General features: G+C 71.6%; 19 protein-coding genes and 3 pseudogenes. 12 read left to right on the plus strand and 10 right to left on the minus strand.

Translation table 11 applies throughout. The annotated features are described in order from the left end of the window. Nucleotides 1–61: 61 nt before the first annotated feature. The 4 genes and pseudogenes from ACH4SL_RS13755 to ACH4SL_RS13770 form a co-directional block, all read left to right on the plus strand. Entirely contained in the window at nucleotides 62–6,490 is a 6,429-nt protein-coding gene (locus ACH4SL_RS13755; RefSeq protein ID WP_398444780.1) for an RHS repeat-associated core domain-containing protein, read from the plus strand. 293 nt (nucleotides 6,491–6,783) lie between these two features. After that, on the plus strand, nucleotides 6,784–7,026 hold the full coding sequence (locus ACH4SL_RS13760) for a hypothetical protein (protein WP_398444781.1): 243 nt from the start codon (nucleotides 6,784–6,786) through the stop codon (nucleotides 7,024–7,026). Nucleotides 7,027–7,080: 54 nt separating this feature from the next. Then, nucleotides 7,081–8,064, plus strand: a complete 984-nt coding sequence (locus ACH4SL_RS13765; protein ID WP_398444783.1) for a threonine/serine dehydratase — start codon at nucleotides 7,081–7,083, stop codon at nucleotides 8,062–8,064. A gap of 54 nt (nucleotides 8,065–8,118) precedes the next feature. Next, nucleotides 8,119–8,358 (plus strand): annotated as a pseudogene (locus ACH4SL_RS13770) (IS5/IS1182 family transposase); the annotation flags it as partial. 36 nt (nucleotides 8,359–8,394) lie between these two features. On the opposite strand, the gene ACH4SL_RS13775 reads toward ACH4SL_RS13770, so the two are convergent. Then, nucleotides 8,395–8,715 carry a hypothetical protein gene (locus ACH4SL_RS13775; protein WP_398444785.1) on the minus strand — a complete coding sequence of 107 codons (321 nt, stop codon included), beginning with the start codon at nucleotides 8,713–8,715 and terminating at the stop codon, nucleotides 8,395–8,397. A 243-nt stretch (nucleotides 8,716–8,958) separates the two neighbouring features. Between ACH4SL_RS13775 and ACH4SL_RS13780 the strand changes: the two genes are divergently transcribed. Further along, nucleotides 8,959–9,750: a hypothetical protein gene (locus ACH4SL_RS13780; protein WP_398444787.1), complete on the plus strand. Its 792-nt coding sequence runs from the start codon at nucleotides 8,959–8,961 to the stop codon at nucleotides 9,748–9,750. 27 nt (nucleotides 9,751–9,777) lie between these two features. Further along, nucleotides 9,778–9,873: pseudogene (locus ACH4SL_RS13785) on the plus strand (integrase); the annotation flags it as partial. 16 nt (nucleotides 9,874–9,889) lie between these two features. On the opposite strand, the gene ACH4SL_RS13790 reads toward ACH4SL_RS13785, so the two are convergent. Both ACH4SL_RS13790 and ACH4SL_RS13795 read right to left on the minus strand, forming a co-directional pair. Further along, nucleotides 9,890–10,288 (minus strand): hypothetical protein, encoded by a 399-nt coding sequence (locus ACH4SL_RS13790; protein ID WP_398444789.1) that lies wholly within the window; start codon nucleotides 10,286–10,288, stop codon nucleotides 9,890–9,892. Beyond that, nucleotides 10,285–11,568 (minus strand): hypothetical protein, encoded by a 1,284-nt coding sequence (locus tag ACH4SL_RS13795; protein WP_398444791.1) that lies wholly within the window; start codon nucleotides 11,566–11,568, stop codon nucleotides 10,285–10,287. Before ACH4SL_RS13795 ends, ACH4SL_RS13790 begins: the two co-directional genes overlap by 4 nt. A 782-nt stretch (nucleotides 11,569–12,350) precedes the next feature. Here ACH4SL_RS13795 and ACH4SL_RS13800 point away from each other — a divergent pair. Together ACH4SL_RS13800 and ACH4SL_RS13805 are read left to right on the plus strand one after the other, a co-directional pair. Next, a pseudogene (locus ACH4SL_RS13800) lies at nucleotides 12,351–13,415 on the plus strand (right-handed parallel beta-helix repeat-containing protein); the annotation flags it as partial. A gap of 750 nt (nucleotides 13,416–14,165) precedes the next feature. Continuing rightward, on the plus strand, nucleotides 14,166–14,363 hold the full coding sequence (locus ACH4SL_RS13805; RefSeq protein WP_398444794.1) for a DUF6191 domain-containing protein: 198 nt from the start codon (nucleotides 14,166–14,168) through the stop codon (nucleotides 14,361–14,363). An 8-nt stretch (nucleotides 14,364–14,371) separates the two neighbouring features. Here ACH4SL_RS13805 and ACH4SL_RS13810 read toward each other — a convergent pair whose 3' ends face one another. Continuing rightward, on the minus strand, nucleotides 14,372–15,283 hold the full coding sequence (locus ACH4SL_RS13810; protein WP_398444797.1) for an SMP-30/gluconolactonase/LRE family protein: 912 nt from the start codon (nucleotides 15,281–15,283) through the stop codon (nucleotides 14,372–14,374). A 189-nt stretch (nucleotides 15,284–15,472) separates the two neighbouring features. Here ACH4SL_RS13810 and ACH4SL_RS13815 point away from each other — a divergent pair, with 189 nt between their 5' ends. Then, nucleotides 15,473–16,534 carry an NAD-dependent epimerase/dehydratase family protein gene (locus ACH4SL_RS13815; RefSeq protein ID WP_398444799.1) on the plus strand — a complete coding sequence of 354 codons (1,062 nt, stop codon included), beginning with the start codon at nucleotides 15,473–15,475 and terminating at the stop codon, nucleotides 16,532–16,534. 184 nt (nucleotides 16,535–16,718) lie between these two features. On the opposite strand, the gene ACH4SL_RS13820 is transcribed toward ACH4SL_RS13815, so the two are convergent. The 5 genes from ACH4SL_RS13820 to ACH4SL_RS13840 all read right to left on the minus strand — a co-directional run bounded on the left by ACH4SL_RS13820 (nucleotide 16,719) and on the right by ACH4SL_RS13840 (nucleotide 18,288). Then, a complete protein-coding gene (locus ACH4SL_RS13820; RefSeq protein WP_398444801.1) occupies nucleotides 16,719–16,964 on the minus strand; it encodes a type II toxin-antitoxin system RelE/ParE family toxin in 246 nt (81 codons plus the stop codon). After that, a complete protein-coding gene (locus ACH4SL_RS13825) occupies nucleotides 16,961–17,221 on the minus strand; it encodes a type II toxin-antitoxin system prevent-host-death family antitoxin (protein WP_398444804.1) in 261 nt (86 codons plus the stop codon). Before ACH4SL_RS13825 ends, ACH4SL_RS13820 begins: the two co-directional genes overlap by 4 nt. Nucleotides 17,222–17,435: 214 nt before the next feature. Continuing rightward, nucleotides 17,436–17,861 carry a hypothetical protein gene (locus ACH4SL_RS13830; protein WP_398444806.1) on the minus strand — a complete coding sequence of 142 codons (426 nt, stop codon included), beginning with the start codon at nucleotides 17,859–17,861 and terminating at the stop codon, nucleotides 17,436–17,438. Then, nucleotides 17,852–18,085 carry a hypothetical protein gene (locus ACH4SL_RS13835; protein WP_398444808.1) on the minus strand — a complete coding sequence of 78 codons (234 nt, stop codon included), beginning with the start codon at nucleotides 18,083–18,085 and terminating at the stop codon, nucleotides 17,852–17,854. The genes ACH4SL_RS13830 and ACH4SL_RS13835 overlap by 10 nt, the downstream gene beginning before the upstream one ends. Beyond that, nucleotides 18,082–18,288 (minus strand): hypothetical protein, encoded by a 207-nt coding sequence (locus tag ACH4SL_RS13840; RefSeq protein ID WP_398444810.1) that lies wholly within the window; start codon nucleotides 18,286–18,288, stop codon nucleotides 18,082–18,084. The genes ACH4SL_RS13835 and ACH4SL_RS13840 overlap by 4 nt, the downstream gene beginning before the upstream one ends. A 111-nt stretch (nucleotides 18,289–18,399) precedes the next feature. Here ACH4SL_RS13840 and ACH4SL_RS13845 point away from each other — a divergent pair, with 111 nt between their 5' ends. The 3 genes from ACH4SL_RS13845 (at nucleotide 18,400) to ACH4SL_RS13855 (ending at nucleotide 19,704) form a co-directional block, all read left to right on the plus strand. Continuing rightward, nucleotides 18,400–19,209 carry a Scr1 family TA system antitoxin-like transcriptional regulator gene (locus ACH4SL_RS13845; RefSeq protein ID WP_398444812.1) on the plus strand — a complete coding sequence of 270 codons (810 nt, stop codon included), beginning with the start codon at nucleotides 18,400–18,402 and terminating at the stop codon, nucleotides 19,207–19,209. Beyond that, nucleotides 19,190–19,411, plus strand: a complete 222-nt coding sequence (locus ACH4SL_RS13850; protein WP_398444814.1) for a DUF397 domain-containing protein — start codon at nucleotides 19,190–19,192, stop codon at nucleotides 19,409–19,411. Before ACH4SL_RS13845 ends, ACH4SL_RS13850 begins: the two co-directional genes overlap by 20 nt. A gap of 71 nt (nucleotides 19,412–19,482) precedes the next feature. Continuing rightward, nucleotides 19,483–19,704 (plus strand): DUF397 domain-containing protein, encoded by a 222-nt coding sequence (locus ACH4SL_RS13855; RefSeq protein ID WP_398444816.1) that lies wholly within the window; start codon nucleotides 19,483–19,485, stop codon nucleotides 19,702–19,704. A gap of 33 nt (nucleotides 19,705–19,737) precedes the next feature. Here the strand turns inward: ACH4SL_RS13855 and ACH4SL_RS13860 are convergent, their stop codons facing one another. Next, nucleotides 19,738–20,856, minus strand: coding sequence for a sensor histidine kinase (locus ACH4SL_RS13860; protein ID WP_398444818.1), 1,119 nt, complete (start codon nucleotides 20,854–20,856; stop codon nucleotides 19,738–19,740). Between the last annotated feature and the right edge of the window lie 48 nt (nucleotides 20,857–20,904).

Consider the following 20,904-nt stretch of genomic DNA (forward strand, 5'->3'; position numbering starts at 1 on the left):
CGGCGTGACGCAGAAGACAAAGAAGGACGAGGGGGGCGGGGCAGGCGTGACCGACAGACGGATGCCATCGAGAAGACCGCGGGGCGCGGCGGCGCTGCTCGCCTGCGGAGCGCTGCTGGCCGGCGTACTGCAGGCGGTGGCCGTGCCGGCGGCCCGGGCGGACGGCACGGCGGCCCGGCCGTCCCCCGGCGTGCCGATGGCGGGGCACTCGGGAAGTACGGGGCTCAAGCGGGCCGACGACGGCCTCGCACACCACCCCGTGGCGAAGCAGGACAGCGTCTGGGACCGGCCGGGCAGCGCCACCGTCACGCTCCCGGCCGCGCACGCCGGGGCAACGGCGGTCCGCGCGGGGAACCTCCCGGTGACCCTGACCGTCCCCGCCGCGGGAGCGGCCACGAGCCCGGGCGTTGCCGCAGCCGGTACGGCCGCCCCGCTGGCCGGCCCCGCGACCGTCCGCGTCCTCGACCGGCGGACCGCGCAGGCGGCCGGCGTGGACGGCCTGCTCTTCACCGTGGCACCGGGCGCCGGAGCCAGCGGCGGCACCGTGGGCGTGAGGGTCGACGACAGCGCCTACGCCCAGAGCTACGGAGGCGCCTACGCGGCCCGGCTGCACCTGGTGCGGCTGCCGGCCTGCGTCCTGACCACCCCGGCGCAGGCCTCCTGCAACACGCCGGCCCCGGTCCGCACCGCGAACGACGCGGCCCGCCACACCCTGACCGCCGACGCGCTGTCCCTGGCATCCGCCTCCGGCAGCGCCCCGATGGTGCTCGCGGCGGTCTCCGACACCTCCAGCGACCACGGCGACTACGCCGCCACCTCGCTGTCGCCCGCCTCGTCCTGGGACGTGGGGCTGAACACCGGCACGTTCACCTGGTCCTACGACATGCCCGCGCCGGACGTCCCCGGCAGCTTCGCCCCGGACGTGAGCCTGAGCTACGACTCCGGGTCCGTCGACGGCCGCACCAGCAACACCAACAACCAGGCGTCCTGGGTGGGCGACGGCTTCGACCTGTCCCCCGGCTTCATCGAGCGCAGCTACAAGCCCTGCGGCGACGAAGGCGTCAAGGACTCCTCCGGCAACAAGGTCGACGACCTGTGCTGGGCGTACGACAACGCGAACATCTCCTTCGGCGGCCACTCCGGCCAGCTGGTGTCCACCGGCACCAACAGCTTCCGGATCAAGGGCGACGACGGCACGAAGGTCGACCGGGTCTACGGCAGCAGCACCGACGTGCGCTCCAACGGCGCCCGCAACGACGAGTACTGGCGCGTGACGACCACCGACGGCACCCAGTTCTACTTCGGCTACAACAAGCTGCCCGGCTGGGCCAGCGGCAAGACGACCACGAACTCGGCCTGGACCGTGCCGGTCTACGGCAACAACGCCGACGAGCCCTGCCACGGCTCCACCTTCGCCACCTCCTGGTGCCAGCAGGGCTGGCGGTGGAACCTCGACTACTCCGTCGACCCGCACGGCAACGCCATCGCCTACTACTACGACAAGGAGACCAACTACTACGGCCGCGACAGGACCGCGTCCAACCCGACCACCTACGTCCGCGGCGGCACCCTCGACCACATCGACTACGGGCTGAAGTCCACGGCGGTCTACTCGGCCAAGGCACTGGCCCAGTTCCAGTTCGCCAGCGACGAGCGCTGCCTGTCCACCACCGCGGGCGCCTGCGACGCCGCGAAGATCGAGACCGCCGCCACCCCCTGGTACGACACGCCCTGGGACCTCAACTGCAAGTCCACCGGTGACTGCTACGCCTTCCAGCCGTCCTTCTGGACCCGCAAGCGCCTGACGGGAGTCACCTCGCAGGTGCTCACCGCCGCCGGCGGCTACACCCCGGTGGACACCTGGACCATGACCCAGCAGTGGGGCATGGCCGACATCGACTACCAGCTGGAGCTGGCGTCCATCCGGCACACCGGCAAGGCCGACACCCCCGAGGGCGCCCCGGACCTCAGCATGCCCGCGGTCACCTTCGGCTACGACCAGCGGACCAACCGGCTGGACATCCCCGGCGACAACACCTCGCCCTTCATCAAGGAGCGCGTCGCCACCGTCGACGACGAGTCCGGCGCCCAGACCGACGTCACCTACTCCACCGCCGTCTGCGACGCCGCCCACCTGCCGGCGCCGGACTCCAACGGCACCCTGTGCTTCCCGCAGTACGTCACCGCGCAGGGGGCCGAGAACCCCAGCCGGCAGTGGTTCAACAAGTACGTGGTCGCGAAGGTCGTCCAGGCCGACCGCACCAAGACCTCCCCGGACATGGTCACCACGTACGACTACCTCGGCACACCCGCCTGGCACTACGACTCCGACGACGGCATCACCAAGGAGAAGTACAAGACCTGGTCCACCTTCCGCGGCTACGCCCATGTGCGGGTGGAGACCGGCGGCCAGGACCCGGTCGGCATGCTCTCGCAGACGGACCACTACTACCTGCGCGGCATGGACGCCGACAAGACCTCCAGCGGCAAGCGCAGCGTGAGCGTCTCCGACGACAACGGCGGCACCATCACCGACCACGACTCGCTGTCCGGGTTCGAGTACCGCACGGAGCACTACTCGGGACCCGGCGGCAAGGTGCTCGACAAGACCGTCAACACCCCCTGGCACCACGAGACCGGCTCGGTCACCCGCAGCTGGGGAACCATCGCGGCGAACCTGACCGGCACGGCCGACACCCGCACCTGGACCTCGCTGGACGGCGGCGCCGGCGCGTCGTGGCGGATCACCGACGTCGCCCGTACCTTCGAGAACACCGCGGGCCGCGTCCTGACCGTCGACGACCACGGCGACGTGTCCACCACCGCGGACGACCGCTGCACCACGACCACCTACGTGGACAACCCCACCGCGTGGATCCTGGACGCACCCTCGCGGGTCCAGGCGGTCGCGGTGAACTGCAAGGCCACGCCCGACTACACCAAGGACGTCCTGTCCGACCTGCGCACCGCCTACGACGGCCACGCCTACGGCGCGGTGCCGACGGCCGGTGACGCCACCCGGGTGGCGACCCTGAAGTCCCACAACGGCACCACCGCCACCTATCTGGAAGCCGGCACCGCCTACGACGGCTACGGCCGCCAGGTCTCGGCCACCGACCTGACCGGCACCGTCACCGCCACCGTGACCGGCGAACCCCAGCGCACGGACCGCACCGACGGCCGGGTCACCACCACGGCCTACACCCCGGCGACCGGCTTCCCCAAGACGACGGCGGTCACCACGCCGCCGGCCACCGCGGGCGACACGACCACCGCCCAGACCACCACGACGACCCTGGACCCGGTCCGCGGGATGCCCGTCACCGTCGTCGACCCCAACGGCAAGCGCACCGACACCACGTACGACGCGCTGGGCCGCAAGCTCAAGGTCTGGCTGCCCGACCGTTCCAAGGCCAACAACCAGACACCCGACTACGCCTACTCGTACACGGTCACCGACGGCAAGCCCTCCGCGGTGGGCACCACCACCCAGGCCGGCACCGGTACCCGGACCGCCTACGCCCTCATGGACGGATTCCTGCGGGTGCGGCAGGCCCAGGCGCCCGGGCCGAAGGGCGGCATGCTGGTCTCCGACACCTTCTACGACTCCCGCGGCCTGGCCGCCACGACCTTCTCCTCCTACTACGCCGCCAAGGCGCCCTCCACCGCCCTGTACACGCTGGACGACGCGCTGTCGGTGCAGACGCAGGTCTGGAACACCTACGACGGAATGGGCCGGATCACCCAGAGCCGGCAGGTCGCGGGCAACGGCGACGGCGGCACGACCCTGGCGACCACCACCACCGCCTACGGCGGCGACCGCACCACGGTCACCCCGCCGCAGGGCGGTACGCCGACCACCACGGTCACCGACGCCCGCGGCAACACCCGCGAGCTGGACCAGTACCTCGCCCCGACGGCCACCGGGCCGTACGACAAAACGGTGTACGACTACGACGCCGCCGACCGGCTCGCCAAGATCACCGACCCGGCCGGCACCATCTGGACGTACGGCTACGACCAGCGCGGCAACCAGACCAGTGCGGTCGACCCCGACAAGGGCACGACCACCACGGTCTACGACGACCGCAACCAGGTGGTCTCCACGACCGACCAGCGCGGGACGAGCATCTTCCACGTCCGCGACGGGCTCGGCCGCGAGACCGAGACCCACGACGGCGCCGCGAACGGGCCGCTCCTGACCAAGCACGTGTGGGACCCCAGCGGCTTCAAGGGCCAGCCGGCCTCGGCCACCCGCTACGTCGGCGGCGCGTCCGGCCAGGCGTACACCGTGGCGTACAGCCTGTACGACAACCTCTACCGGGCCCACCGCACCACGACGACGATCCCGGCCTCGGAGGGGGCGCTGGCCGGCTCCTACCAGAGCAACGTCCAGTACAACGCGGACGGCACCACCCAGTCCGTCGGCTACCCCGCGGCGGGCAGCCTCCCCGCGGAGGCGGTCACCCCGACCTACGACGAGGCGCTGCGGCCCGTGAAGGTGTCCGGCTCCGGCGGCGCCACCTACACCACGGACACCGTCTACAGCTACACCGGGCAGGTACTGCAGTACACCTTCCAGGCGGCCGGCCAGAAGATGGTCCAGGTCACCAACACCTTCGAGTGGGGCACCCAGCGGCTGTCCAACTCCCGGGTCAACCGGCAGGACGTGCCCGGCACCGACAAGTCCGCCACCTACGGCTACGACCCGGCGGGCAACATCACCTCGACGACGGACGTCTCCCGCGACGGCACCGACGCCCAGTGCTTCCGGTACGACGCCCTGGGCCGGCTGACGGAGGCCTGGGCGCAGGGCACGGCGGGCTGCGCCGCCGCCCCGTCCGCCCAGGTGCTCGGCGGACCGGCCGCGTACTGGCAGTCCTTCGGCTACGACAAGGTCGGCGACCGCACGAAGGAGACGGACCACGGCGTCGGCGCGAACCCGGCCCCGGACACCGTCCGCACCTACACCTACCCCGCTCCCACCGCCCCGCGGCCGCACACCCTCGGCCAGGTCACGACCACGGGACCGAGCGGGACGACGGTCGACTCCTTCACCTACGACCTGGTCGGCGACACCCGCACCCGTACGGTCGACGGCGCAGGACAGACCCTGACCTGGGACAGCGAGGGCCGGCTCACCCGGGTGGTCACCGACGCGGGGCAGACCACCGACTACGTCTACGACGCCGACGGCAACCGGCTGATCGCCCGCACGGACACCGGCAGCACGCTCTACCTCGGCGGCACCGAGGTCACCGCGGCCAAGGGGTCGACCACCGCGCACGCGACCCGCTACTACGACCTCGGCGACGGCAACCAGGCGATGCGCACCGACGACAACAAGGTGTACTTCCTCATCGCCGACAGCCAGGGCACCGGCCAGCTCCAGATCGACAGCGCGAGCCTGGCCCTGCAGCAGCGCCGGACCACCCCCTTCGGCGCCCTGCGCGGTACGGCGCCGACCGGCTGGTCCGGTGACCGGGGCTTCGTCGGCGGGGTCAAGGACCCGGGCACCGGACTGACCCACCTCGGGGCCCGCGACTACGACCCGGCGACCGGCCGCTTCATCTCCGTCGACCCCGAACTCGACAGCACCGACCCGCAGTCGCTCAACGGCTACGCCTACGCGGGCAACGACCCCGTCACCCAGAGCGACCCGACCGGCCTCTACACCTGCCGCAACGGCCACGAGGGCTGCGACGAGCACGGCAACGCCTGCGGCAGCGACTGCAGCGCGTGGGCGACGCAGGCGGGCGACTGCGTGCACACCGAGTGCGGTTCGAGCAAGATCAACCAGAACCCGGACGTGTCCCTGAAGAAGCAGCGGGAGGTCCGCGACAAGCGGCGCTGCCAGACCCTGTGCTCGGTCCCGGGCCACGGGTACTACCTCGGCCTACCGGCGATGTACCAGAACTGGCTCAAGTGGGTGTACGGCGGCTACAAGAAGGAGCTCGAGGAATACCGGAGCCCGCCCCCCGCGCAGACGTCGGGCCTGAGCTACTCGTACACGACCACGGAATACATCGGGCCGAACAGCCTCGGCAACCCCAAGGGGATCATGGCCTTCTTCATGAGGCACCCCCATGAGATCTTCCCGTTCAAGGTGACCGGCTGCGACGACTTCGAGGACGGAGCGAAGTGCACCCTGCACCCCGCCGAGTCGATGCTGCACGGGCTGGGCAGGATCGCCGGCGGCCCGGGTGAGGTGACGGTGTCCGTGGACGATCCGACCTCCTTCACCTTCACCGTGACCAACGAGGGCTACTTCGACAAACCCGGCTCGCAGATCAAGTTCTCGATCTCGTCCAACAAGAAGGGGATCTACCTGACGCAGAAGGCGCACACGACGGGCTCCAGCCTGTTCGGCTGGCTCGGCGTCAAGGTCGGCATGGCCAAGGACACCTGGAAGCAGCAGGCCCGCAACCTGACGGATTCCCTGGAGGAGCACGAGAACATCCTGGGCCCGAACTTCGGGATGGACCCGTAGCCGGCCCCTAGCCCGCCCTTAGCCCGTCCGACAAGGGGCCGTACCCACCGACCACCGGGTACGGCCCCCGTCCGGCGGCCGCACCGCGTCCCGGCAATTCCGTGGAGCGCGGCTCCCGCGCGGTGTTAGCGTGCGGGGGACCGCGGGAGACCGCGGGGGACCGCCAAACGCTGTGTGAGGACACGCCGTTGTACACCTCGTGAGACACCCCGAGCGCTGAATCCGTCGCGCGTCGCGTTCGCGCGCCGCGCTGCTTTTCGCTGCGGTCCTCTCACGGGAAACGGTGTATCTCTGTGTTCACGACCCTTGGGGCAGGCGTACCCGCCTGCCTGCGCTGCGCTGCCGCGCTCGCCCTCGCGGAGCGGGCGCACCTGCGCGGCGGGCGCCGCGCCGCCCAGGCCGGGCGCCCGGCCTGGCAGTCGCCGTACGGTCCGGCCCCGCACCGCGCTCCGCGCGACCGGTGGGCGCGCTCGGCGGCGCCGCTCGCCTCCCGGCCCGTGCTGCGGCGCGGGCATGTGTGCGGGCGGTGCGACTGAGCGCGGGGGCCGGTCGTGGGCAGGGGCCCGCGCGTACCCGTACGCTGCCGTGGCATGCAGCAGACACGACTCGACCTCGACCGGATCCGGGCGGCCCGCCGGGTCATCGACCCCGTCTTCCTCGACACCCCGCTCTACCGCTGCGACGCGCTGGCGCCCGCGCTCGGCTGCGCGGTGAGCGTGAAGCTCGAAACGGCGAACCCCGTGCGCAGCTTCAAGGGCCGCGGTACGGAGCTGGTCGCGAGCGGGCTCGCGGGGGAGGGGGCCCGGGCCGCGGTGTGCGCCAGCGCGGGGAACCTCGGGCAGGCCCTCGCGTGGTCCGGGGGCCGCCGGGGGCTGGACGTCACCGTGGTGGCGTCCCGCTTCGCGACCGCGGCCAAGCTCGACCGCATCCGCGCGCTGGGCGCCACGCTCGAACTCGTCGACGGCGACCACGAGTCGGCGCGCGAGCGCGCCGCGGACATCGCGCGCGGCGAGGGCATACGGCTCGTCGAGGACAGCCTCGACATCGGGACGTGCGAGGGCGCGGCGACCATCGGCCTCGAACTCGCGTCCGCGGCCGAGCCGTTCGACGCGGTGCTGCTCGCGCTCGGCGGCGGGGCGCTGGCCACCGGCGTCGGGCACGTGCTGAAGGCGCTGGCACCCGCGACGGAGGTGATCTGCGTCCAGCCGCTGGGCGCACCGGCGTTGACGCTCTCGTGGCGGCAGCGCCGCGTCGTCACCACCGACACGGCGACCACCATCGCCGACGGCGTCGCCGGGCGTTACCCCGTCCCGGCCGTCCTGGACGACCTCCTCCTCGTCGCCGACGACGCGGTCCTGGTCCGCGAGTCGTCGATCGTCGCAGGAATGCGGATGCTCTTCGACCACGCGGGCCTCGTCGTCGAACCCTCCGCCGCACTCGGCCTCGCGGCGATCCTGGAGGCCCCCGCCCGCTTCGCCGACCGCCACGTGGCCACAATCGTGTGCGGCAGCAACGTCGACATGACCGCCTACCGCGGCTGGCTGGGCACAGCCCCGACCCCCGCGGTGAGTTGACCACTGCCGCCGCCCCCCTCCCGCCGGCGGAAGCGGGAAGCCGCAGATGAGGGGCCGCGGCCGGCACTGGAGCCGGTGCCCCGTCGAGCTGAGGGCGTCGAGCGGTTGTGGATCGTGGACGGCACCCTTGTGCCGGTACGTGACCGCAGCGTGGGGGCGTCCTCGCGGAACTACCGCTTCTCGGCGAATGTGCAGGCCGCCATCGTCGCCGACAGCCGCCTGGTGGTGGCGACCGCCCGGCCGGCGCCGGGCAACACGGCCGACGCGCACGTCCGGCGCGCTTCGGGCCTGCCCGCGAACCACGTTCTGCAACACCCTTTAGCTTGTCGTTTAACCTTCGGCGTCCGGCGAAGGAGGTTTGTCTTCGGCAGCAAGGGTGACTTCGGCGCTCCATGACCAGGGCTCCTGGGGCGGTTCCCAGCTCACCTTGACGTCGGTGTCGTGGAAGTCGCGCGCGAGTTCCGTCACCATCACCGCCGCGGCGACCCGGGCATCTCGTGGCTCAGTGTTGATCGGCACGTCCAGGCGCCCGCAGAGCATTCCGCCTTCCATGGTGAGGATGCTGGTGCGCCAGCCTTCCGGCGTCGCCAACAGAACGATCCCCTTGGGAATGCCCCAGTCGGGCCGCTTCTCCTTCTTGCGTCTCACCATGCCGCTATCCCACACCTTCAGGTCCGTGTTGGGGAGTTTGGGTGGAGGATCGACCGCCGCGACGCGGTTTGGTGCCTGTCTTGTGGTGAGCGGGTCGGGGGCCCGTTGTGAAAGTGCTGGTCACTGTCTGGCTGCTCGCGCGGGGGGTTGTGAGTGCAGCCTGTATTGCCCGGCCAGCTGGAGATGGCGCTGTGGGCGGGCGGTACTCTGCGGTCGCCCTGCCCGTTGGAGAGTCAAGGTGCCATGACATTCGTTGAGCGGCCATCAGACGCGGAAATACTGGCCGCGCTGCCCGAGCTCGCGTCTTTCGGGCGGGAGGCTGTCCTGCTCGATCCTGCACGTGGCCACCCGGGGGTGAGAGACAGCTCCATCGGCGGCCCGTTGCTCTGGCCTGTCGATGAGCCGTGGCCGGTCTGCTCCGAACCTGACGAGGAGGAGCCGTCAGGCGTTCCGGCGGTCGCGATGGTGCCGGTCGCGCAGATCTACGCTCGGGACGTACCGGGTCCGTGGTGGCCGGCCGGGATGGATCTCCTGCAGGTGCTGTGGTGCCCCAACGAGCATGGGGACGCGCCGGCGAACCAGGCCGACGTCAGCCCGATCGTGGAATTGCGCTGGCGACAGGTGGCCGATGTGGATGAGCACCTTGTGGGCCCTCCCCACCCGGTACGCCACTACGAGTTCGGCTACCTCCCGGAGCCGTGCATGTTCACCACCAAGCGGCTGGTCGACTTCCCGTACCGTGAGGAACTCCCCGTCGACCTCCAGCCGCGCTTGCAGCGGTTGATCGAGGAGACCGACGACGAGGGCAAGGACACCATCACCCGTCTCTCGGGCTGGAAGCTGGGAGGCTGGCCCACCTGGCACTTGTCATATCCGACGGCCATCACCTGCGAGGCGTGCGGAGTGGTGATGCCGCTTGTGTTCACCATCGCGAGCGATGACGAGTCCGAGGTGGTGGTCGGACGGTGGGGCGAGTTGAGGATCTTCGTCTGTCCGACGGATCACCGTCACCCTTTTCACGTCGATCTTCATTAGGTCGAGCTGTGAAATCGCTTCTCCGACCGAGTGTTCGCGATCGCGAACTCGAACCACCGCAACCACGCCGTCCAGACTCGGGCACTGCATGCCTTCCTTCGGTGGCGCAACGCCAACGCCCGCGTAGGCACCTCCGGGGTCATACCGTCAGCGCCGTGCGGAAGGCATCGAACAGCTCATGAAGTTCGGAGGCGGCTATCGGATTGATCTCCATCCGCATGTGGCACACGGTGTCGTCACCGTTGGGGGTGAGCCACACGAAGGAGGCGAAACCGTCCCCGACGGGCTCCAGTGACAGGGTCAGCGGATTGTTTCGACCGGGGGTCACCGCCTCGGAGAAGCGTCCAGCTGACGGCGCGCGCAGACGAGCGAGCATCCGCGTGGCGAAGTCCACGACCTCAGCGCTGGTGAGGTACGCGTCGAAGTCGGCTGTCAGGCAGGAGACCCAGTCGGCCGTGACCCTCCAGTCGTTCTGCTCAACACGCTTCAGCTCCAGCCACGCGTTGTCGTTGCCAAGACGTATCCCTGGCTGTTTCATCGTCGCCCCCGATCTGTCTGCGCGTCACACGCCTTGTTGATGGCCGCTCGGAGCTGGAGCCAGGTGGGATCCTCTGCCGTTGCCGCGTGAACCGTGGCCAGATCGTCCGTGGTCCAGGTGCGGTCTCCGTCGGTGAGGACGAGGTGGTCTTCCAGGTCGGCACCGTCCGGCACTTCCGACGTGGCGTCAAGGAACTCCGCGACCGCTGACGCTGCGGCCGTGGACGCGTCGATACCGTCCGCGGCGCGGGTCTGTTCGGCGTCGGACCGCACGGACACGAGCGTGAGTTCGCCGCCGCTCGCGATGACGAGCTCGCCTGCCGCCGTGGCGGCCAGCGCGGACACCGCAGATCCGGCCATGAGGTCGTGCTCGATCGCACGCCGGGCTTCGATGTCGACCTCGATCAGGGCTCCTGCGGGTGTTCCGACCCACAGCACGCCCGGCCGGGCTCCGAACGCGAGGTTGTGCCGCGACCAGGCCTGCATCTGCTCGAGCCACTCCTGCGGATAGGGGTAACCCGGGCTGGGCTGGCCCAGGGTCGTCGCGAGGACGCGCTGGAGGGAGGGGAACGCGAACACCTCGAGTGTGTTCTCGTAGGCGTTGCCCCGGATCGCGAAATGACGTCCGTCCGCGCTGAAAAGGGGCGTCTCGTAACCGTCGACGTCCAGGATCAGAGCACGTCCCAGCAGACGCATCGCGCCGGTCGCCGCCCCGGGACCGACCCGCGCGAACAGGCCGTGCGTCGCGCCCTGGTCGCTGCTCAGCGTGACCACCAGTCCGCCGCCGGGGTGCTGGGCCACGCCGGTGTCCCACTGCGGGCCCGAACTGACCGTCCCCGAAGCCAGGTCGACGACGTCCGAGATGCCCCACCCGTCGTCCGCGGACGGCGATGCCCACAGCGTCCGGCCGTCCGGGCTGAAGGCCAGACTGCGGTAGCCGGCGGCAGGGGGAACAGCATCCACCGCGCAAAGCCCGGCAGGAGTCCACTGCACCACGCCGCACTCGCCGCCTGCCACCACCAGCCGCGGGTCGTCGGGGTGCCAGGCCAGTGCGGGCGTCCGCTCGATCCGCTCCCAGCCGAAGTCATCACCGTAGCCCTCCGACTCGGCACCGACCGAGCCGAGTTCGCGCAACACCCCCGCCTCGCAGCTCCACACATGAACCGCCGGACGCTCCCCGTCCAAGCCGGCCACCAGAGGAAGTCGCGGGTGGCATACCAAGCGTTCGACAGGACATCCGCCGCTGACACGCACACGCGCCACAATCTCAAGATCAGTCACGCCGACACCGTAGCCGCAGGTACTGACACACGGGACGACGAGCAGCTCCTACGAGGAAGCCACGGCCTGGTGTGGTCGGGGGGTTGCGGGCAGCCGCCCATCTGCTCGGGCCCGGCCCCGCGGAAGCGGTAGTGGGCGCTGCCCAGCGGCCGTACCGTCGCCGGCTCGGACGGTGACGGCCGCCTCCCGCGGTTCGCCAGGCTGGGTGCTTTCGGGCCGCCGGGTTCCGGCTGGTCCCTCCCGACGACGGGAGTAGGGGAGCCGTACGCGGCGGGCCCGGGGGTTCGGCCCGCGCCGCCGGGGCCGCGCCCTCACGTTCCGATCCGCCGCCCCGCCGCGGGGGCCGCCCGCCCGCGCTCGGCGCCGCCGCCCGCCGCCGGGCCCCGCCCCGCCAGGCCCCCCGCGGTTCGGCGTGCTGAACCGCGTTCAGCCCGTTGACGGTGCAGCAAGCGCTTGCTACGTTGGCTGGCGCTCACCGCGCCCGTGCGGCAACACCGGGGCCAGCACCGCCCCCCACCCCGCACCCGCGTTAGTAACCGCTTTCATGCACGGCTGATCCGAGCTGCCCGCACACGCACCGGGCAGCTCACCCCCCACGCACCTTTCGGACGAGAGGTATCAGCACCGTGAAACACACCAGCACCATCATTTCCCCCCGTGCCAAGGCCGCGGCCGGGGTCGCCGCCGCGGGCCTCGCGGCCGCCGGGCTGCTCGCGCTGCACCCCGGCGTCTCCCAAGCGGCGCAGCCACAAGCGCCGCAAGCGCAGCCGCAGCTCAACGCCAACGCGTTGTACGTCGCCCCGGGCGGCACGGACAGCGCCGCCGGTACGCAGGCCGCGCCGACCACCCTCACGTCGGCGATCGGCCGGATCACCGCGGGCGGGACCATCTACATGCGCGGCGGCACGTACAGCTACGCGCAGACCGTCACCATCGCCGACGGCAACAACGGCTCCTCCGGCGCGCTCAAGGAGCTGTCGGCCTACCCGGGCGAGACCCCGGTGCTGGACTTCTCCGCGCAGAGCGAGGACTCGGCCAACCGCGGCCTCGCGCTCATGGCGTCGTACTGGCACGTCTACGGGCTGACCGTGCAGCGCGCGGGCGACAACGGCATCTACGTCGGCGGCAGCAACAACGTCATCGAGCGCACCGTGACGGCCTTCAACCACGACACCGGCCTCCAGCTCGGCCGGATCGCGTCCAGCACCCCGCAGGACAAGTGGCCGTCGAACAACCTGATCGTCAGCTCGGAGTCGCACGACAACGCCGACAGCGACGGCGAGGACGCCGACGGCTTCGCCGCCAAGCTCACCACCGGCACCGGCAACGTCTTCCGCTACGACGTCTCGCACAACAACATCGACGACGGCTGGGACCTCTACACCAAGCCCGACACCGGCCCGATCGGCCCGGTGACGATCGAGAACTCCCTGTCGTACGACAACGGCACGCTCTCCAACGGCGGCCAGGCGGGCAGCGGCGACCGCAACGGCTTCAAGCTCGGCGGCGAGGACATCAAGGTCAACCACGTCGTCCGCAACAACATCGCCTACCACAACGGCCACCACGGCTTCACCTACAACAGCAACCCCGGCTCGATGACGATCTCGGGCAACGTCAGCATCGACAACACCGAGCGCAACTTCTCCTTCGACGCGGGCACCTCGGTCTTCCGCGGCAACACGTCCTGCCGCAGCGGAAGCGGCAGCAACGACAAGACCGTGGGCGACGCCGACAGCTCCAACCAGTTCTGGAGCGGCACCAACGGCTCCCGCTGCTCCTCCTACGACGGCGCCCTGAAGTGGTCCTTCGCCTCCGACGGCACCCTCGTGGTCACCTTCGGCGGCTCCACCCCGCCCACGACGCCCCCCACGACCCCGCCCACGACGCCCCCGACGACGCCTCCGACGACGCCGCCCACCACTCCCCCCACCACCCCGCCCACCGGCGGCACCCTGCTCAGCGACGACTTCGAGGACGGCAACGCGAACGGCTGGACCACCACCGGCGGCACCTGGGCCGTCCGCTCGGCGGGCTCGCACGTCCTCACCCAGTCCACCGTGGCCGGTACCGCGGTCGCGCTGGCGGGCTCGTCCGGCTGGACGGCGCAGAGCGTGCAGGCCTCCGTCACGCCCACCCTCTTCGACGGCTCCGGCGAATACGTCGCCGTCCTGGCCCGCGCCAAGGACGCCTCCGACTACTACGCGCTCGTGCTGCGCGACGCGAACAAGGCCGAGATCCGCCGCGTCTCGGGCGGTACGAGCAAGGTCCTGGCGAGCGTGTCCTTCACGGTCGACACCGGCACCACCTACACCGTGCGGCTGTCCGCCCAGGGCAGCGCGCTCACCGGCTACGTCAACGGCGCGGCCGTGGTGAGCGCGAGCGACAGCACGTACGCCTCCGGCGCCGCGGGCCTGAGTACGTACCAGGGCACCGCCGACTTCGACAACGTCGTGGTCAGCACGTCGTAACCGGGTCGTCGCACAGCGTACGGGCGGGCGGGTCGCGGGAATTGCGGCCCGGCCGCTCGCGCGCTTTCGGGCGTAGCCTGTGGAGGACAGCGCCTGCTGCCGGTCGGCTCCCGGGAGGTTCGCAGCATGTTCAACATCCTGGAAGACCTTTTCGCACCGTCCCGCAAGCACACCGACGACGAGCGCAACCGCCTGGAGCTCTTCCGCGACGAGGAGGGCAACGGCGACCCCGCCCGCGGCCCGATAGACCTCACCTCCGGCAAGGTCGTGATGCGCGCGCAGCGCACGTCCCCGGAAGAGGCCGCGCCCGCGAACACACCGTAGGCGTACGGCTACGCAGCGCCGAAGTGGTGTGCGGGGAGCCCCGGCACCGCGGCGGTACGGCGCAGCACCGCGCCCGACAGCGGCCACCGCGCCAGCTGCTCCGCGGTCAGCCCGCGCGAGGCGGACGTGACGTACATCGTCCGCAGGTCCGGGCCGCCGAAGGCGATGCTCGTCGGCCGCAGTACGGGCAGGTCGACGCGCTCGCGCACGGTGCCGTCCGGGGCGAAGCGCGTGACGTGGGCGCCGTCCCAGAACGCGCACCAGATGTCGCCCGCCGCGTCGACCCGCAGCCCGTCCGGGACGCCGTCCAGCGCGCCGGTGTCGGCCAGGATCTCGCGGGCGCCGAGCGTGCCGGTCGCGACGTCGAAGGGGTAGCGGTGGACGCGGTCGCGGCCGGAGTCGACGACGTACATCCACCGGCCGTCGGGTGACCAGTCGATGCCGTTCGCGCACCGGTAGCCCTCGTCGGCGGTGCGGTACGAGGCGTCGCTGCCGTCCAGCACGTCCAGCACGTACAGCCGCCCGTCCGCGGCGCCGTCGTCGTCCAGCGTGCCGGACCAGAACCGTCCCGCCGGGTCCACGGCGCCGTCGTTGAAGCGGCAGGACGGGCGGTCGGGCTCCGGGTCGGCCAGCGGCCGCAGGTGCCCGGTGCGCAGGTCCAGCAGATGCCAGCCCGTCCGCAGGGCCGCGACCAGCACGTGCGGGTCGGCGGTCAGCCCGAGGCACCCCACGTCCGCGCCGACCCGGGTCACCCGCGCGTCCCCGGCGTCCTCGCCGCGGCTCAGCACCTCGCCCGCGACGATGTCCACCCAGTGCAGGGTGCCGCTGCGCGGGTCCCACAGCGGGCCCTCGCCCAGCCGGTAGCGGCCGCCCGAGAAGACGCCCACGGCGCCGGGGGATTCGGCAGGGGTGGTGCTCACAGGACGGCTCCCATCCGCCGGGCGTGGTGGACCGGGCCGGACGCGGTGTCCACCGGCGGCCCGGACAACCGCCGACCGTACCCGACCCGTTCGCGGCGGGGCCGCGCGGGCCCGGCCGGATCTGACGGAAGGCTTACGGGCGGCCCGCCCGCCGTCCGGACGCCGGGCGGGGCGCCTAGCGTGCCGGGCATGCGCGTACTCGTCACCGGCGGAGCCGGTTTCATCGGCTCCCACATCGTCACGGCCCTCGCCGCCGAGGGCCACGAGCCGCTCGTGCTCGACGCCCTGCTGCCCGCCGCCCACCCCCGTACACCCGAGATCCCGGCGGGCGCCGGATTCCGGCACGGCGACGTGCGCGACGCCGAGCAGGTGCGGGCCGCGCTGCGCGGGGTGGACGCGGTGTGCCACCAGGCAGCCATGGTCGGCCTCGGCTCCGGCGTCCACGACGCCCCCGGGTACGTCTCCTGCAACGACCTCGGCACCGCCGTCCTGCTGGCCGCGATGGCGGAGGCGGGCGTACGGCGGCTGCTGCTCGCGGGATCGATGGTCGTGTACGGCGAGGGCCGCTACGACTGCCCCGAGCACGGCCCCGTACGCGCCGCCCCGCGCCGGGCGGCGGACCTCGACGCCGGGCGCTTCGAACCGCCCTGCCCCCGGTGCGGCGCCCCGCTGCGGCCCGGCCTCGTCGCGGAGGACGCGCCCACCGACCCGCGCAACGTCTACGCGGCGACGAAGCTCGCGCAGGAGCACCTTGCCGGGGCCTGGGCCCGCGCGACCGGCGGGCGGGCGGTGGCCCTGCGTTACCACAACGTCTACGGGCCGGGTATGCCACGCGACACGCCCTACGCGGGTGTCGCGTCCTTCTTCCGCTCCGCGCTGGCCCGCGGCGAAGCGCCGCGCGTCTACGAGGACGGCGGCCAGCGGCGGGACTTCGTCCACGTCACGGATGTCGCGGCCGCGAACGTCACGGCGCTCACCGGCCTCGACACTCGGGCCGCGGGCGCGTGCACCCCCTACAACATCGGCAGCGGCTCCCCCCGCACGGTGGGCGAACTCGCCGCGGCCCTCGCCTCCGCGACGGGCGGCCCGCCCCCGCTGACCACCGGCGAGTACCGCCTCGGCGACGTCCGCCACATCACGGCGGACTCCGCCGCCGCCTTCCGCGACCTCGCGTGGACCCCGCGCGTCCCCTTCGCGGCGGGCGTCGCCGAATTCGCCACCGCGCGGCTCCGGGAACCGGCGGCGGGGTGAGCTTCCCCGCCGGGGGCGGTGGGGGCCTCGGACGTGGAGTGACCCCGGGGGGTCACTTCAGCAGCGGCCGGCACTGACCCCGGCGGTACGCCGCGGCGGCCGGGCACCGCCGCGGCGACGGCGCTCTCCGGCTTGGCCGTCCTCACCCTGGGTCCGGCCGGCTCGGACCGATGGCGGGAGAGGCTCAGCGCAGGCGTCCGAGATGGATGACGCTGATGCGGATCTGGCTGTCGCTGACCTCGTACATCACCCGGTAGATCCCGACGTGGATGCGCAGCACGTCGGTGCCACCGGAGGCGCCTTCGGGCCGGGGGTCCTCTGCGAGATGATCGACCGCGGTGAACACCTGTCGCACGCCGTCGGGATCTTCTTTGGCGTACCGCTCTGCCTGTGCGAGGGCCTCAGGTTCCCAGATGATCTCGTAGCTCATGGCCGGTCCCCGCCGAAGATGCGGCGGTACGCCTCCTCGTGCGGGACGCCGGCGCTGTCCCCGCGGGCCTGGCGTGCCCTGTATGCGGCCAAGGCGCGCATCTCCTCCAGTTCGAGGGCGTCGGCAGGGCTGACCAGTACAGCGATGGTCTGCCCGTGGTCGGTGATGGCTGCCGACTCCCGGGTGGCGCTGACCTGGCGTGCGATGGCGCCCAGGCGGGCGCGGGCTTCCACGATCGAATAAGTGCTCTCCGTCATGCACACCACCTTAACGAAGTGTGCACTGCGGGGAGAGGTGATGCGCTGCGGGCCGTGACCGTGTCATGTTCCTGCGGGGTTGTGTTGGCTGCGGCGGGCGGTGACCAGGGCGTGCCGCGCAGCAGGTGTAGTCGCCGCTGACGATCAGGTCGTGCAGTCGGAAGCCGGTCACCGGGTGAGCTCCACGCCGGGGCTCACCCGGGCCGGGCAGAACTCAGCGGGGTGGCTTTTCCATGGTGTCCGTCTCCCAGGAATGCGGGCCCGGGTGCGCGGTGAAATGGCCGCAGGCGGTGGCGGAGGGGGAGCGGGTGGGGCAGTCGGGGCGGAGGAAGAGGACGGTCGGGGATTCGCCGGAGTGCCAGCGCGTCCAGAGCGTGCCTGTCGCCGGGTCCGGGAAATCGTCGTAGACGACGGCGCAGTGTTCGCCGCCGCCGTGTTCGTCGAAGGCGCACACGAGATCTTCCATGACCCGGTGGCCGTCAATGGCCGGGTAGGTCCGTCGTGCTTCGGCGTGGAGTGCGAGCGGCAACCGGGCGGATGCCTCGCACAGTTCCCCTGCGGTCGTCCCGGGCATATTGGTGGGTATTTCCTCTTCGCTCAGACGGTCGAATTCAATGAACTGGCTTTGTTTCAGGGGCACTTGACGCACTCCTGGGGATCGGGGACGGCCGACAGGTCGGCGGGGCGGGCCGTCCACTCCAGGCCGTCCGACGCGCGGACGAAGGCCGTGGTGACGGGCCTGCGTTTCCAGACGGGGACGGTCGGGTCCTCCCAGTCGGCGACGATCGCCTGCAGCGTGCCGACGTTCTGCCCGTCGGTCACCTGCTGGCCGATGCGCAGGAGGGGGCCGTTCGGGACGCTCACTCGCCGCACCCGGCGATGTGCTCGTAAAGGCCGGGGTGCGGCCCCGTCGCCGCGCCACCGGTGGAGACCCGGCGGCACATCTCCAGGTTCTTGAGCGGCTTCCCGCACCTGCGGCACCGCTCCCCTTTCGGCGCGTAGGTCGTGTACTCCGCTTTCCGCGCGTCGGTCGACCCCGCTGCCGCCGCCGTCTGTTCTGCGCTCATCACTCCGCCCGTCGTCAACCCGATTTGATGCTCTTTCAGGAAACGCCAGCGGCGGGCGGCAGAGAAGTGGGAAGCTCGCGACAACAAAGGAGTAACAAGGGGGTGTCACGCATGGCGAAGTCGTACGGTGAGTGGCTGAAGGAGCAGCGCGAGGCGAAGGCCTGGACACAGCAGGAATTGGCGAACCGCGGGTTCATGTCGCGTTCGATGATTGCCGCGATCGAGACCGGGCGGCGGTACCCGAGCGAGGACGACGCGAAGGCGCTCGACAACGCGCTGGGGACGGGGGACGTGCTGGCCACGTTCCGCCCGGGGCAGTTGGCGGGCACGGTGCCGGACTGGTACGAGAAGGCGCGGGAATTCGAACGGCAGGCCACGGTTATCCGGGAGTTCGGTCTCTCGTACATTCCGGGGCTCCTCCAGACCGAGGACTACGCCCGAGCGGTGATCGGAGCCGGGTACCCCCGCGAGAGTGAGGAGAAGCGTCACAAGACCGTGGTAACGCGGCTTGAGCGGGCCCAGCTGTTTGAGGATGCCGTCACCCCGGAGGTGTGGGCGCTGCTGGACGAGGCCGTCATCCGGCGCCCCACCGGCGGATACGCGGTCATGGCCGCCCAGCTCGACCACGTCGCCGCGCTCGCCGACTCGGGTCGCATCAGGGTGCACATCGTGCCGTTCGGCACGACCCCGCACCCGTTGCTGGACGGCGTGCTGACGCTGATGTGGTTCGAGGACCAGGCCCCGATCGCCTACACGGAGGGGATCCGGATGGGCAAGATCCACGACAGTCCGGCGTTGGTTGCGGAGCTTCAGGGGGCGTACGATCTTGCCCTAGCCGAAGCACTGCCGCTTCAAGAGTCTGTCGCCCTGCTGCGGGCGCAGGCGGAGGAGTTCAGAAAGCATGCACCACAGGCACATTGAGTGTGCGTCGTCGCTGTCCGGCTGGCGCAAGTCCACGTACAGCGGCTCGCAGGGCGGAAATTGCCTGGAGGTCCTGGACGGCCACGAGCACGGTGTGCCGGTCCGTGACAGCAAGGACCCGCACGGTCCCGCGCTGATGGTCTCGGGGAGCGCGTGGGCGTCCTTCGTGGCCGCTGTCCGGCGCGGGGAGTTCACCGCGTAGCGACCCGGGGCGTACGGCCTTGTGCCTGGACGAAGCACTGCCGCTTCAACAGTCGGAGGAGTGCAGAAGGTATGAGCTACAGCCACATTGAGCGTGCGTCGTCGCTGTCCGGCTGGCGCAAGTCCACGTACAGCGGTGCGCAGAACGGAAGCTGCCTGGAGGTCCTGGACGGCCACGAGCACGGTGTGCCGGTCCGTGACAGCAAGGACCCGCACGGTCCCGCGCTGATGGTCTCGGGGAGCGCGTGGGCGTCCTTCGTGGCCGCTGTCCGGCGCGGGGAGTTCACCGCGTAGCGACCCCCGCGCGAGGGGCCGGGGCGTCCCCCTTCAGAGGAGGGACGCGCCCAGGGGGAGGGCCACCTCGAAGCGGCAGCCGCCGGGGACGTTGCGGACGTCGGCGCGGCCCGCGTGGGCCTCGACGATGCCGCGGACGATCGCCAGGCCGAGGCCCGCGCCCGAGGGCGGGGTCCTGGCGGGGCTGCCCCGCCACCCCGTGTCGAAGACCCGCGGCAGATCCTGCTCGGGGATGCCGCCGCACGCGTCCGTCACGGACAGCAGCGCCCTGCCGTCGTGGCGGCCCACGGACACCGCGACGGTGCCGTCCGGTGGGGTGTGCCGGATCGCGTTGCTCAGCAGATTCGCGAGCACCCGCGTCATCTCCTTGCCGTCCACCTCCACCGGCACATGGGCGATGCCGTCGCCCACCAGCCGCACCCCGCGCTCGCGCGCCAGCGGATCCGCGCCCAGCATCGCGTCGGCGGCGAGGTCGCGCAGCGAGACCCGGCTCGGGGTGAGCGTGAGGGCTCCCGCGTGGATGCGGGACAGCTCGAAGAGGTCGCCGACCATGCCGTTGAGGCGTTCGACCTCGGTGCGGATCTGCCGGTGGTAACGGGCGGGGTCGGCCGCCATGCCGTCCTCCAGCGCCTCGGCCATCGCCCGCAGCCCCGCGAGCGGGGTGCGCAGGTCGTGCGAGATCCACGCGACCAGCTCGCGGCGCGACGACTCCAGCGCGCGCTCCCGCTCGCGCGAGGCGGCGAGGCGGTCGCTGGTGGCGGCCAGTTCGCGGGTGAGCGCGGCGAGTTCGGCTGTCGCCGGGACAGGTGGGGCAGCGAAGCTGCCGCCGTCCCCGAAGGCGCGGGCGGCGAGCGTCAGCGCCCGGCTGCGGGCGACCACCCAGCGCCCCATGAGCAGCGCGGTCGCGAGCGAGACGACCGCGGCCATGGCCGCGACGAGCGTGACGACCCGCAGGTCGTGCGGCGACAGGAACATCGCCTGCGCCACGGCCAGCGTGCCGCCCAGCATCGTCGTGACGGCCACGACCGCGACGACCGCGAGCGAGACGGCGACGGAGCGGTGCCGTACGAGGCGGAGCGCGACCGCGCCCGAGAGCCCGGCGCATGCGGCGCCGCCCAGCGCGAAGAGGGCGATGAGGGCGATGTCCTTCACGGCGCCACCGCCCCGCCCGCCGCGGGGGCCGCCTCCTGCGCGTGGCCC

Origin of the sequence: Streptomyces sp. NPDC021020, assembly GCF_044333285.1 — a bacterium.
GTDB lineage: Bacteria > Actinomycetota > Actinomycetes > Streptomycetales > Streptomycetaceae > Actinacidiphila.